The sequence below is a fragment of the Mucilaginibacter sp. dw_454 genome, assembly GCF_018449775.1.
Taxonomy (GTDB): Bacteria; Bacteroidota; Bacteroidia; order Sphingobacteriales; family Sphingobacteriaceae; genus Mucilaginibacter.
This window is the reverse complement of sequence record NZ_JAAVVB010000001.1, coordinates 1,251,814-1,266,798: the sequence shown is the minus strand read 5'-3', so window position 1 is coordinate 1,266,798 and position 14,985 is coordinate 1,251,814. Positions and strand designations below refer to the sequence as shown.

General features: G+C 43.2%; 8 protein-coding genes. 7 read left to right on the top strand and 1 reads right to left on the bottom strand.

The genetic code is table 11. From position 1 onward, the window contains the following. Nucleotides 1-4: 4 nt before the first annotated feature. The 6 genes from HB679_RS05665 to HB679_RS05640 all read left to right on the top strand — a co-directional run bounded on the left by HB679_RS05665 (nucleotide 5) and on the right by HB679_RS05640 (nucleotide 11,308). Nucleotides 5-1,405 carry a hypothetical protein gene (locus HB679_RS05665; protein ID WP_214070959.1) on the top strand — a complete coding sequence of 467 codons (1,401 nt, stop codon included), beginning with the start codon at nucleotides 5-7 and terminating at the stop codon, nucleotides 1,403-1,405. Between the two features lie 251 nt (nucleotides 1,406-1,656). Then, nucleotides 1,657-3,060, top strand: a complete 1,404-nt coding sequence (locus HB679_RS05660) for a TolC family protein (protein ID WP_214070958.1) — start codon at nucleotides 1,657-1,659, stop codon at nucleotides 3,058-3,060. 26 nt (nucleotides 3,061-3,086) lie between these two features. Beyond that, complete coding sequence (locus HB679_RS05655) at nucleotides 3,087-4,268, top strand: efflux RND transporter periplasmic adaptor subunit (protein ID WP_214070957.1); 1,182 nt, start codon at nucleotides 3,087-3,089, stop codon at nucleotides 4,266-4,268. Between the two features lie 39 nt (nucleotides 4,269-4,307). Next, nucleotides 4,308-7,565, top strand: a complete 3,258-nt coding sequence (locus tag HB679_RS05650) for an efflux RND transporter permease subunit (protein ID WP_214070956.1) — start codon at nucleotides 4,308-4,310, stop codon at nucleotides 7,563-7,565. A 2-nt stretch (nucleotides 7,566-7,567) separates the two neighbouring features. Next, on the top strand, nucleotides 7,568-10,846 hold the full coding sequence (locus HB679_RS05645; protein ID WP_214070955.1) for an efflux RND transporter permease subunit: 3,279 nt from the start codon (nucleotides 7,568-7,570) through the stop codon (nucleotides 10,844-10,846). A gap of 24 nt (nucleotides 10,847-10,870) precedes the next feature. Next, complete coding sequence (locus tag HB679_RS05640; protein ID WP_214070954.1) at nucleotides 10,871-11,308, top strand: MarR family transcriptional regulator; 438 nt, start codon at nucleotides 10,871-10,873, stop codon at nucleotides 11,306-11,308. Nucleotides 11,309-11,326: 18 nt separating this feature from the next. Here HB679_RS05640 and HB679_RS05635 read toward each other — a convergent pair whose 3' ends face one another. After that, nucleotides 11,327-14,389, bottom strand: coding sequence for a PAS domain-containing protein (locus tag HB679_RS05635; RefSeq protein WP_214070953.1), 3,063 nt, complete (start codon nucleotides 14,387-14,389; stop codon nucleotides 11,327-11,329). A 181-nt stretch (nucleotides 14,390-14,570) separates the two neighbouring features. On the opposite strand from HB679_RS05635, the gene HB679_RS05630 reads away from it, so the two are divergent. Beyond that, complete coding sequence (locus HB679_RS05630; protein ID WP_214070952.1) at nucleotides 14,571-14,921, top strand: DUF4180 domain-containing protein; 351 nt, start codon at nucleotides 14,571-14,573, stop codon at nucleotides 14,919-14,921. Nucleotides 14,922-14,985 lie beyond the last annotated feature (64 nt).

Sequence of the window (14,985 nt, the reverse complement as noted above, 5' to 3'; positions counted from 1 at the left end):
TCTCATGCAAAAGTTCGTAAAATACATTGTTCTGTCTTTATTATTTCAGGTAATACTGCCAAGATCGTCATTTTCGCAAAAATGGGCAGGGCCAACGTTTAAAGAATTTTCTGGTGTGAATAAAATGGATGCCAGTGATCCGTTCTTTTCTAACGGCATTGTTGGTTGGGAGCGTCCGTTTGGTATTTTTATTAATAAGATTCAGCCGTCGCGCGGCGTGTGGAATGCCAATTATGTGGCTAAGTTCCAAAAAGAGGCTCTTGATTTACAGAAAACTGGTTCGGCATTTTTACCTGAACTGCTTTATATGGGTTGGGCTGGACAAGATCTGCACAACACCGACCGTAGCGCCCCCGCTGTTGAATCTGACTGGACAGATTACGTAGCTTATGTGGTAGATAACTTACATAAAGCGCCTTATAACCTGCAATATTTTCAGATCTGGAACGAGGCCGTACCAAGCCCAAAAGGATGGGATGTTGATTTTACCGAAAAAGGATTTTTCTACGACGGTAATTTTGATGATTATATCAACAAGATCCATTTACCGGCATCTAAAATTATCCGCGATGCAGGTGGCAAAGTGGTGTATGGCGGTTATCCCGGCTGCAAATATACTTCGCCCGAAAATTTTGTTAAGATCATGAACCACTATAATGCCTGGGGTAATGTTGATGTGATTGATCTGCATTATTTTCATTGGTGGGATCTGGACTATATCCGCAAGGCAGCTATTGCCGCTGGTTATCCAAACCTGGCTTACTGGCAAACAGAGTGGGGTTATACCACTAATCCTATAGCTATTTCGTCCGAGTATCCCTTCGCGATTTACTGGGCACTTACCAGCGGCCTTTGGAATGCTCCGGATAAGTTTAAATACTTTTATTACAGCGGTTATTATACTCCTGACGCGGGCGACGAAATACCGGCACACAAAAAAGGCCTGTATGACGGTAAAACACTTACTGCTCATGGGCTAATCCTTAAAAACATGGCTCAGCTTCTTGGCGGCGGTATTTTATCTGCAATTACAGGTTTAAAGGCAACCGGCTTGTCAGGTAAACACAGTTCAGTAGTAGGATTTAAAGTGGGTGCCTTAAAAGCTACCATAGCTATCGGACTTGACTCTGCCGACTATGCAGCTTCCAATACGACGACACTTTCTATACCAATCCCCAAGTCAAAAATCGTAAAAGCCGAGCGGGTAGATTTGGATGGCAGTAACATTGTTGATATAACCGGCGCGCTTAAGGCTAAAGATACCACGCACAGCAATCTAATCGTCTCCACCAAAGAAATACCCGGTTCAAATGCCGATAAGTGGAACGCAGGCGCGCACGGCGAATCTGATCTTGCGGTCTTTTACGTAAGATTAACTATTGCAGGTAGTTATAGTAAAAAATAATACTTCATGAAGCAAATCTTCTGCTTTACTACTTCCTTGATTATCATCTAATAAATTCTATTATATCGTTGATTTTCAATTACATAGGTTAACGAAATTGTTACTTGCTATTCATTTAGTTTTTTCCACTTTTGTGTCTCCCCTATTTGAGCAACCGGTCTTCTCATACATTTTGGCATTCCGGCTAAAACTATCACAATCGCATTTTATCACATTGACATCCTTTACCGGGTGTGGAATATCTTTTTTTTATGGGAATAATCCGCCGCTCTTTATCAGCATTCGGACTGCTTTTTTTCGCATTGACCACTTATGCCCAAAATGGGGGCACCGGGACACCTGCAAACGGTGAGGTCCGGGATACTACTTATAAGATAGGTGGAGAAGTCTTATCACTCAGACAATGTATCGACTATGCTATGCTGCATCAGCCGGCATTAAATAAATCATTGATCAGTACGCAAATTGCAGGAGAAACCAATGCAGTTAATTTAGCGCCATGGCTACCGCAAGTTAGCGCCAGCGGGAGTTTGATACATTACATTCAACAACCGGGCAATGGTGCTGTCGTTGCCAGTACCGGCAGTACTACGGGCACCACCACAACCGCGTCATCAACCCGTACAAGCATAAGCAATTCATTTGTACCGGGTGTTCAGGTATCGCAAGCCATATTTAGCCCCGAGCTTTTATATGCTTCGCACACCGCTCCGTTGCTGCTTCAGGCGTCTAAACAGGTTACAGATAGTACTAAGATCTTCCTGGTTACATCGGTAACAAAATCATTTTATAATCTTTTACTGACGCTGCAACAAATTGGTGTGTTAAAAGAAGATACAGCGCGCTTAGGTAAAAACGTAACAGATGCCTACCATCAGTACAAAGGCGGTATTGTAGATGAAACAGATTACGAGGAAGCTAGTATTTCGCTTAACAACTCCAAAGCCCAATTAAAAGAAGCGCAGGAAAATATTATCCCGCAATATGCGGCTCTAAAGCAGCTAATTGGTTACCCGGTTAATCAGCAATTTAATGTTGCTTTTGATACGCTGCGTATGAAAAGCGATATCAACATGGATACGCTACAGCAATTACAGTTTGAAAAACGCATAGAGTTTCAACAATTAAATACGCAAAAGGCTTTGCAAGATCAATTGCTACATTATTACAATACACAATATTTACCAACGCTGTCTGCTTTTTTTAACTATAATTTAGAGTTTCAGAATAATCGCGCCAGCGACCTGTTTCAAAACTCGTACCCAAGCTCATTAGTCGGGCTGTCATTTAGCATACCTATTTTTACAGGTTTTGCGCGCGTACATAATGTAAAAAAGGCCCAATTACAAGAACAACTGATTGACTGGGATAGGATAGATCTGAAATCGCAGATCAACAAAGAGTATACAACCGCTCTAGCTACTTATAAAAGCAATCGCTATAATTTAGAGTTGTTACAGAAAAACGTAACCATGGCTTCGCGCACGTACTTTGTAGTGACCTTACAGTATAAACAAGGTATTGTGCCTTACCTGAATGTTATAACTGCCGAATCTAATTTGGTAACCTCAAAAGTAAATTACATCAACGCATTGTTCCAGGTGCTGTCAAGTAAAATAGACCTGGAAAAATCGATGGGAAACATCACCTATTAATCCACCGCAACAACAACCGCTTCTCCATGAATAGAGCCCAATTAAGTATCGTTTTTATCAGCTGCATTGCTTTGGCAGCATGTAGTAAAAAGCAGGCGCCGGATAACCCCGAGATACCTGTTAATTTGATGAAAGTTAAAGCAAAACGTGTTTTTTATTTTGATAAGTATCCGTCAACCACGGCAGCTTTAAGCCAGGTAGCGTTATTACCGCAGGTACAGGGTGCTATTACCGGGATCTATTTTATTGAGGGCAGCCATGTAAGCAAAGGGCAAAAATTGTATGAGATAGATAAACGAATTTACCAGGCAGCCTACGATCAGGCTGTGGCCAACTTACAAGTGGTTAAGGGCAACCTGGATCAGGCTAAGCAAGATGCTGATAGGTATGAGTATCTTAATAAATATAACGCGGTAGCTAAACAACAGTATGATCATGCCATGATCACCTATCAAAACGCCAAAAACCAGGTAACCGCGTCAGAAGAGATGGTTAAAACCGCTAAAACAAATTTAAACTACGCAGTTGTTTATGCGCCTTTTAGTGGCACCATTGGTTTTAGCCAGGTTAAATTAGGGAATGTGGTATCAACAGGTTCAACGGTGTTAAATACAATATCTACAGAAGACCCAATGGCAGTCGATTTTGTGATCAACGAAAAACAATTACCTCATTTTGAACAATTACAAAGCGGCAAGGGTAAAAATGTAGACTCATTATTTACCATCATGCTGCCTGATAACTCTTTGTATCCGGCAATCGGAAAAATTTCGGTGATTGATCGTGCGGTTGACTCGCAAACCGGGTCTATCAGGGTGCGTTTAGTATTCCCGAATCCTAAAAATGTATTAAGAGCCGGTATGAGTTGCGTTGTACGGGTTCATAATCAGGACACAGAACCACAATTAGTGGTGCCTAATAAAGCGGTTGTAGAGCAAATGGGAGAATACTTTGTATTTATAGCTAAAGACACCATTATCAGTAATCCTAAAGCTAAAACAGATACCGGCAGAACTAAGAAAGAGCTGGTGGCGCTGCAAAGAAAAGTGATGCCGGGCCAAACCATTGGCGGCAACGTGGTAATTAAAAGTGGTATTAGCGAAGGCGACAAACTAGTAGTGGATGGTGTGCAGTCGCTTCATGACGGTTCACAGATAACTACAAAGAACAAAGTTGCACCGGGTGCTGGTGGTAAAGGTGGTAAATAATTTAACATAGGCGGATAGCTTTTTTGATGATGATAATGTATGATTGCTAATACCTTTATAAAACGGCCCATAACCGCCATTGTAATATCTATTGTATTGGTTATAACCGGTACGGTGTGTATACTGCTTTTACCTATAGATCAATATCCGGATATAACGCCACCTGTTGTACAGGTTAATGGCCAGTTTACCGGCGCCGACGCCCAAACCGTTGAGCAAACCGTAGCTACGCCCATAGAAGAACAGGTTAACGGTACGCCGGGCATGGAATACATGCAAAGCAATAGCACCAATAACGGCTTGATGAGCATGAACGTTACCTTTAAAATAGGTACCGACATTGACGTTGCCGCGCTTGACGTGCAGAACCGGGTGAGTATCGCCACCCCTTTATTACCGGCAGTAGTAAGCCGGTTGGGTTTAACAGTACGTGCCGTAAACCCCAGCATGCTCATGATGGTGGCTATTTATGCACCAAAAAGCACGCATAATATTACGTTTTTAGATAACTACACTAATATATTTATTCAGGATGCTTTATTAAGGGTACCCGGGGTTGGCAGCATCAATCGATTTACTGATGATTTTAGTATGCGGATCTGGATGGACCCACAAAAAATGGCCTCTTACAGTTTAACACCATCGGATGTTATTGCGGCTTTGAATGCACAAAACGTCCAGGTAGCCGCAGGTACGGCAGGTGTGCCGCCACAAGCCAGCAGCCAAACTTATGAGTTGGGTATATTGGTGAACGGCAGGCTCAGTAAAGTGTCTGAATTTCAAAATATCATCGTTAAAACTATCCCATCAACCGGTGCTTTAGTGTATCTGAAAGACGTTGCGCGGGTTGAGTTAGGCAAGTTCACCTTCTCCAGTAATTCGTTTGTCGACGGACACAGGGCTTCTTACCTGCAAATTTACCAGGCGCCGGGTAGTAACGCGTTGGAAACTGCCAAAGGTATTTATGACGAATTAGCCAAGCTAAAGGAAACCTTCCCCGCCGACGTGGAATACAGTGTGCCGTTTGAATCGGTAACGGTAGTGAAAGTTTCTATGCAGGATGTGGTGGGTACTTTATTAAAGACATTGGGTTTGGTAGCATTAGTAGTGTTCGTGTTCCTGCAAACCTGGCGATCTACTTTGATCCCGGTATTAGCTATCCCGGTATCCATTTTTGGTACGTTTTGTTTCTTTGTGCCGTTAGGCTTCACCATAAACACACTAACTATGTTCGGTTTTGTGCTGGCGATAGGTATCGTGGTGGACGATGCCATTATTGTGGTTGAGGCGGTACAGCATTATATAGATCATGATAACATGTCGCCCAAAGAGGCTACGTATCAGGCTATGAAGGATATTTCGGCGCCTGTTATTGCGATTGCGCTGATTTTGGCCGCGGTGTTTGTGCCGGTAGGTTTTATTCCAGGTATCGTAGGGCGTTTATATCAGCAGTTCGCTATCACCATTGCTATTTCGGTGATGATCTCTGCGTTTATTGCGCTGTCATTAACGCCGGCTTTGTGTACACTGCTCCTAAAACCAACAGATCCAAATCGTAAACAAAACTTCCTGGACAAAGGCTTTGCGAAATTTAATGCCTGGTTTGACCGTATTACGGCACGTTATACCGAAGGCGTAAGAAAAAGTATTAAGGCCTCTAAATATGTGGTGATATTACTGCTCTGTCTTTGTATTGGCACTTACTTTTTGTTCCAGGGCAAGCCTTCTGGTTTCATCCCGTCAGAAGATGATGGAAACCTATACGTAACGTTCCAGTTGCCACCGGCTTCATCAACCGCAGCATCTGTTGATGTAATGGCGAAACTAATGAAGGTGGTTTCTACAACTCCGGGGGTAGCTCACTATGCAGCGCTGTCGGGTTTAAATGTGGTAACTAATGCCAGCAACTCTAATAACGGTACTATATACTGTCAGCTAGCACCCTGGGACGAACGCGGTACCACGAGCGAGCAAGTGCCTGGTATTATTGGTGTGTTGCAAAAAAGGATCAAAGACGCAGGTATCAACAATGCCGATGTTGAGGTGATTCAACCATCACCTTTACCGGGTGTTGGATCAACCGTAGGTTTTAGCATGCAAATTGAGCAGCGCAGCACAACGGATGATGTTCACGCTTTTGAAAAGGTGGTCAATAAGTTTGTCGCGGCAGCAAATAAAAATCCGGCCATCACTAAAGCTTTTAGCTTTTTTACCGCGCATACGCCCAACTTTAATTTGAATGTTGACAGGGAGAAGTGCGAAAAAATGGGCGTAAATGTTGCCGATGTATTCACAACCATTCAGGCTTACATGGGTAGTTTATATATTAATGATTTTACCACCTACAACCGTACTTTCCACGTGGTGGTGCAGGCTGATACCGCGTTCCGCACCGATATCTCCGAGATGAATAAGTATTACGTGCGCAACCAGGCCGGAACAATGGTGCCACTGGGTACGCTCATCAGTTATACGCCAACCGAGGCTGCGCCGCTGATATCCCACTTTAACATTTTCCGTACGGCCGAGATTGATGGTTCGTCTGCCGCAGGCTATAGCAGTACAGATGCGCTAAAAGCCCTGCAAGAGGTAGCTGCCAAAAACCTGCCTGAAGGCTATACCTACGAGTTTTCGGGGTTAAGTTATGAAGAGGTAAAAGCCGGATCAACGACGATATACATATTCTTATTCTCCATCACCTTTGTGTTTTTATTCCTGGCTGCTTTGTACGAGAGTTGGTCCGTGCCATTCTCCGTATTATTAGCTGTACCGGTAGGCGCCTTCGGGGCGATATTGGCGCTATTCTGTGTGCCGAGTTTAACTAATAACGTTTATGCGCAGATAGGTTTGATCACACTGATCGGTCTCGCGGCTAAAAACGCGATCTTGATTGTAGAATTTGCCAAAGTGCGGGTAGACCGGGGTGAAGACCTGATCAAATCTACACTCGACGCGGTAAGTCTGCGTCTGCGCCCAATCATCATGACTTCGCTGGCTTTTATATTAGGGGTGTTACCGCTGGTTCTGGCAACAGGTGCCGGTGCAGTAGCTCGTAGAACCATAGGTTTTACCGTATTGGGTGGTATGCTGGCCGCTTCTACGCTGGCGATATTTATTGTGCCGGTATTGTATGTGATCATTACCAGGTTATCATACGGAAAAGAGAAATTAGAATATCTCAAAAAACATCATCACCAATTGATGGACAAAGAAAAGAAAATTGAAGCGCAGAATATAGATCCTGAGTTGGAATATGAATTGAAGAAATCGCGTGAAATGGGCAAAGCCGGAGAATAAATATGATCGCTAATACATTTATAAAACGGCCGGTAACTGCAATCGTCATATCTGTTGTACTTAGTATATCAGGTATCATTTGCCTGGTTAATTTGGCTGTCGACCAGTATCCTAATATATCGCCGCCAAGTGTATCGGTAAATGGCTCATATACCGGTGCAGATGCGCAGACTGTCGAACAAACTGTGGCTACGCCTATTGAAGAGCAGGTTAACGGTACACCGGGTATGGAGTACATGCAAAGCACCAGCACCAATAGTGGCGGTATGAGTATCCGGGTGACATTTAATATCGGTACCAACGTACATATTGCTGCGCTAAACGTACAAAACCGTGTTGGCATTGCTTCGCCTTTATTGCCCTCTGTGGTGAGTAAATTAGGCTTAACAGTGCGTGCCAGTAACCCAGATCAGTTGATGTTGGTGGCTATATATTCGCCAAAGAAAACGCATGGTATAACCTTTTTAGATAACTATACCAGCACCTTTATTGAGGATGCCATTTTGCGCGTTCCGGGCGTGGGGGACGTGAGTGCACGTACAGATAACTTTAGTATGCGTGTCTGGATGAATCCGGATAAGATGGCTTCGTACAGCTTAACACCTGCTGATGTTGTTACGGCACTTAACTCGCAAAACGTATATGTTGCTGCAGGTTCCGTAGGTGCGCCGCCGCAACCATCGTCGCAGGCTTTTGAGACCGGTATTCTGGTAAACGGTATGTTAAACAAGCCGAAGGAATATGAAGACATTATTGTCAAAACTATCCCCGCTACCGGGCAAATAGTTCATTTAAAAGATGTGGCCAGGGTTGAGTTAGGTAAATTTACTTTTTCAAGTAATGCATTTGTAGATGGCAATCGTGCCTCAACTATTCAGATCTATCAATCGCCCGGAAGTAACGCCTTGCAAACGGCGGACAATGTTTACAAAGCACTGGCCCAATTAAAAAAATCCTTTCCTGCTGATGTCGATTATGTAGTGCCGTTCGAGTCGGTAACTATCATCAAGGTATCTATGGACGAGGTGGTGGGGACGCTGTTAAAAGCGTTGGGTCTGGTTGCTGTGGTTGTGTTTTTGTTCCTGCAAAACTGGCGTTCAACACTTATTCCGATTCTGGCTATCCCGGTATCTATTCTGGCAACATTTTGCTTGTTCATTCCGCTTGGTTTTACCATTAACACACTAACCATGTTTGGTTTTGTGCTGGCCATAGGTATTGTGGTTGATGATGCCATCATTGTCGTCGAGGCGGTGCAGCATTATATTGATGATAAAGGTATGTCGCCCAAAGAGGCTACTTACCATGCTATGAAAGAGATTTCCGCACCGGTTATTGCTATTGCGCTCATTTTAGCGTCGGTGTTTGTGCCGGTTGGTTTTATACCGGGGATTGTGGGGCGGTTGTACCAACAGTTTGCTATCACAATAGCTATATCGGTGATGTTCTCGGCGTTTATTGCGTTGTCATTAACACCAGCTCTTTGTACTTTGCTATTGCGCCCAAGCAAACCTTTCAACGAAAAATCTAACTGGCTGGATAAGTTTTTCCACTGGTTTAATGGTTTGTTTGACAAACTAACGGCTCGCTATACCAATGGGGTAAGAAAAAGTATCAAAGGGGCCAGATTCATTGTTATTATATTGGTTTGTATCTGCGCGGGTACTTACATCCTGTTTAAATTAAAACCTTCAGGATTTGTGCCTGCAGAAGATGGCGGGCGTTTGTACGTAACCTATCAGCTGCCAGAGTCGTCTGCAACCATACAATCGGTTAATGTAATGAGTAAGCTGATGAAGATTGTGGCCTCAACACCCGGCATACAGCATTACACCGCAATTTCAGGCTTTAATATTCTGAATGGTGGCGCCAACTCAAATAACGGCTCTATGTTTTGTATGCTAACGCCATGGGATGATCGTAAAACGCCACAAACCCGGGTGCCTGGCATCATGGACGTTATCAAAAAACGGATTGCAAAAGCAGGTATAAAAAATGCCAACGTTGTTGTGGCCCAGCCACCGCCGTTAAGAGGTATTGGACAGGCTGCAGGTTTCAGTATGCAAGTTGAAGAGGGGAGCTCGACCGATGATATTTATGCTTTTGAAAAAGCGGTAAAAAAGTTCGTAGCGGCATTAAAGGCAAATCCGGCAACAGCAACTGCTTATAGCTATTTTTCTGCGCATACCCCAAGTTATGAACTGAATGTAGACCGTGCCAAGTGCGAAAAATTAGGTGTTAATATTTCTGATGTGTTTTCGACCATGCAGGCTTACATGGGCAGTTTATTTACCAATAACTTTACGCTTTATAACCGTACCTATCACGTAGTGGTACAGGCCGATACCGCTTACCGTGCATTAATATCCAATATGGATAAATACTATGTGCGTAACTCGGCAGGGGAGATGTTGCCATTAAGTGCTGTTATTAGTTATAAACCCACCGTTGCCGCCCCACTGATTACGCACTTTAACTTGTTCCGTTCGGCACAGGTTGACGGCGCCATACCGACGGGCTATAGCAGCGGCGAAGCTATAGACGCTATAAAGCAAATTGCTGCTAAAACGCTGCCGCGCGGTTATACTTATGAGTTTTCGGGACTAAGTTATGAGGAAATTAAGGCAGGATCCATTACGGTTTATATTTTCCTTTTCTCCATCATATTTGTGTTCTTGTTCCTGGCGGCATTGTATGAGAGTTGGTCGGTGCCTTTTTCTGTAATGCTCGCAGTGCCTATTAGTGCTTTTGGCGCCATAGTAGCGCTCACGGCAGCGCCAGGCATTACCAATAACGTTTACGCGCAGATAGGGCTTATTACACTCATCGGCCTCTCTGCCAAAAATGCTATTCTGATTGTGGAATTTGCCAAGCTGCGGGTAGACAGGGGAGAAGAGCTTATCAAATCAACCCTTGAAGCTGTTCGCTTGCGTTTGCGGCCAATTGTAATGACCTCGATGGCATTTATACTTGGTGTATTGCCACTGGCTCTGGCAACCGGTGCGGGCGCCGAATCGCGGAATACCATCGGGGTAACAGTTTTGGGTGGGATGATCGCGTCGTCTACTATATCTATTTTTATTGTGCCGGTGTTGTTTGTATTGTTTACCCGTTTCTCGTACGGTAAAAAACAATTGGCCTACTTGCAGGCGCATCATGAAGAATTGATGGAAAAAGCAAAACGTGTTGAAGAACAAAATATCGACCCTGAATTAGAGTATGATATAGCCCAGGCTAAAGCAGATAATGAGGCTGCTAAAAGCAAACATGCCGGTAAATAATAAAACCCCTGTTTATCATAGCTTATGAAACATGTGCAATTGATCTCGCAGAAATTAAATCAGATTAATAATCTGTATAAAAAGATTTTGGTCAAAGAGTTATCGGCTATGGACCTTGATCAGCATTTCGAAGTGCTATTGATATTGGCTACCCATGACGAACCGCTTACGCAGAATAAGCTGGCCAGTCTTTTACAAAAAGATAAATCGCGCATAGTAAACATTATTGTTTACCTGGAGCAACGTAACATGGTTTATACCGTGCGTAATCCGGCCGACAGGCGTGAGCATTACGTTTACCTATCATCATCGGCCCGGGATTCTGTGCAACATATTACACATACCATTGAAAAGATAAACCACTTAGCCGAGGCAGGTATTGATTATGAAAAACTATCTGCTTTTTTTGAGGTGTCTGAACTAATGCAAGAAAATTTACAGAAAGTAAATGCCGGTCGTTAACGAGTAAATGCCCATTAATTATTTTACTATCGGTAGCGAAAAATAGAAAGTTGAGCCTTTGCCACTTTCGCTTTCAACCCATATTTCTCCATCATGCCTGTGAATGATCTCCGCGCTTAAATAAAGCCCTATCCCAAAGCCGGATATATGCTGTGTGTGCGATGTTTTTACCCGGTAATACCGATCAAAAACTTTCGGCAGATCATCAGCTTTAATACCCATTCCCTGGTCTTTAATGCTCACATGTACCTGGTTACCCAATAAAAGACATTTTACCGATATCTCTTTACCTCTGGGCGAGTATTTAACTGCATTACTTAACAGGTTAGAAATTACCGACCCAATTTTGTCGCGGTCGGCATGTATTACCACATCGTTGCCAACTAATAGTTCTATCGAGTGCGAGGATACCGTTAACTCGTGTTCGGCAACAACTTCTTTTAATAACTTCTCTAAATGAAAATCCGTCTTTTCAATCAGTATTTTTCCTGATTCCAGGCGTGATATATTTAAAAAGCCATTGATCAGGCCATTCATTTTTTTGACCTGTGTATTGGCCTTGGTCATAGCATCTTTCAAAAAACTATCGTTGCTATGTTTTAGTTTTAGCCCCGCTACCTGTATAATGGCGCTAAGCGATGTAAGCGGCGTTTTTAACTCGTGACTAGCCATCCCAATAAAACCATCTTTTTGCTGCTGTAGCTGTTTGCCAACCTCCAATTCAGCTTCCAGCCGTTTTTTAATATCTAATAACTCTGCTTCGCTTTGCTCTATTTTTTGACGTGCTAATACCTGTTCGGTTACATTTACAGAAATAGCCAGTATCCCTAAAATAGCGCCGTTATTATTTATGTAAGGCTGATATACAAAGTTTTGATAGACAATATCTTCTTTACCATACCGCATCAGCGTAACAGGTTGTTCACTCGCCATGAATGGTACACCTGTTTGATATACGGTTTTCATTACTTGCTCCAGGCCCTGTTCGCGGGCATCAGGCAACGCATCAAAAACGGGTTTGTTAATTACATCAGCATAAGACTTACCCCAAATTTCAACCATGGCATCATTCGCCAATTCAATGATATGATTTGGGCCGGTTAAAAGACACATCGCAACAGGTGCCTGCGCTATCATATCGCGGAAGTTCTCTTCGCTTTGTTCAACTTTATGTTTGGCGATGTTTAGGTCGGTAACATCGGCAGCGGTATTCATCACACCATAAACCCGGCCATCGCCATCAAACAATGGGGTAAAACTATAATTGAAATAGACGGGTTGTAAAACGCCATCCACCACTAGATCTACACGCTGGTTTCTTGCATGAAATGGTTTTCCGGTGTCATATACAGTTGTCAGCTTCTCGTAAATGCCCTGGGTATCTAATTCAGGCAGCAAGTCCATGTAGCTATAGCCAATCACATTTTCTCCCTTTCCCCAAACCTCAAGCATGGTCTGATTAGCTAACGCGATCTTCATTTCGCTACCCAAATAAACGCTGATGGGAAATGGCGCGCTTTCAACTATTGCACGCACTTGCTGTTCACTAACCGATAGCTTGTCCACGGTTTCTGATAACTCTTCATTGGTAGCTGCAAGTTCTTCGTTAACAGAAGCAAGCTCTTCATTAGCTGCAGCAAGCTCCTCATTGGTCGAAGCCAGTTCTTCATTAGCCGCAGCAAGATCCTCGTTAATTACTTGCAGTTCTTCTTCATTGGCTTCTAATAAGCGTCGTGACACAACTTTTTCCGTTACGTCGTTAGACATTACCAAAACGCCAATGCGTTGCCCCTTATTGTCTGTTAAAGGCTGATAACTGTAGTCAACATAAGTAGTGCTGATCGTCCCATCAGGCAGCTCCAAATTTACTTCGCCTTCATTTACAACAACGGTTTCGCCGGTTGCCAGTACATGCCTCAGTTGCCCGGGAAAGGGTTGATCGACTAGCTCGGGCAATACCTCTAACAGTGGTTTGCCAAAAGTTTGTGCCTTTGTTTTTTTCCAGTAGGCAAGGTTACTTGGATTAGTGCGTTCAATAACAAGGTCAGGGCCAATCAGTATAGTTATGGCTGCAGGTAAGAGATCTATCACCTGGTCCAGTTTCGCTTCGCTATCCTCAGTTTTCCTTCGCTCTAAAACCGACTCTGTTACGTCAAAGCCAATAGTTATCACGCCATTAATATTACCATCCGCATCATAAAGCGGCTCATAGACAAAATTAACGAAAACGGTTTCCAATCCACTATTTCGCGATAGCTCAACAGCTAGTTCGCTGGCGGCAAAACTATTGCCATTTATATAAACATCATCTAATAAAGCTTGTATTCCCTGCTCCTTTAGCTCGGGCATTGCCGCCAATATCGGCTTCTGATTTACCTCATCAGTTTTGCGGCCCCATAGTTCAAGCGCCCGGTTATTTACTGTTTCAACTACGTAATCCGTGCCGCGAAATATAGCCATAGCAACAGGCGCCTGGCTAATAACCGAACGCAGGCTACTTTCGGTTTCTCTTAATTTATTTTGATTTTGAGCATTCAATGCCAAAGCATCTCTAAGCTCCTCGTTTACGTCGCTTAAAGTGTTTAAAGCGCCAATTTTTGCTGTGGTTTCCACGCAAACAACCAATATGCCGGCTACAACGCCATTATCGTCTTTAATAGGGCTATAAGAAAAATCGAAATAACAATCTTCGGTTCGGCCATTTCTATCTAACGGCACCATGAAATTAGGAAAGCCAAACGTTTGCCCGTCCATAACGCCGGCAAACATGGGTCCAATGGTATCCCAAATCTCTGCATAAGTTACTTTGGCACTTTCGCCTACAGCCTGCGGATGCTTGGTTTCGCCGTTGATGGGCCGAAACTGATCATTGTAAAGCTGTAAATACTCTTGCCCCCAGCAAATAAGCACCGGTAAAGCAGAGCTGAACATCATGCTCACCGAATATTTTAAAGCTGAGGGCCAGCTTTCGGGTTGTCCTAAAAGATGCGTTGACCAATCAATAGACCGGATCAATTCTCCCATCTCGCCGCCGCCTTGTAAAAAATAGGGTATAGATTGGTTAGCGTTATTTACAGGCATAGTAAATGGCAATCATTGTTAGTGGCTTAAAGATAGATGTTATTCAGCAAAAATGTAAACCCCAATTCGTTAGTAATTGTTTGAAGTAAAACACCGCTTTTTATTAATGTTATGCAACTGATTTGACCCAAGGCCATTTTAGAAAAAAAAGAAATAATTTATACTTACTACTTTAGCGGGTATGGAAATTGTCTCGCATACTAAAAATGGCATTCAGGTAGCTGAAGTTGTATCCAATGAAATTATTATTGCTACTATCGACGATGGAGGGCAACTACTCAATGATCTATACTACCAGGGCTTTGATTATATTATAATCCTGGCATCGCAACTTAATCCTGATTTTTTTGAATTGAAAACGGGCATGGCTGGAGAGATCCTTCAAAAATTTTCAAACAGACGTGTCAGACTAGCGATTGTGGGCGACTTCGATAACCTGGAGAGCAAAAGCATGAGGGACTTTATTTTTGAAAGTAATAAAGGCAAGCTCATCAGTTTTGTTGATTCTGTAGATAGCGCTTTGCGCCGATAAGCTACTTCGACAATAGCATATTGTATCTTTATTGATATTTTTTTGGTAACAAAGGTTTATTTGC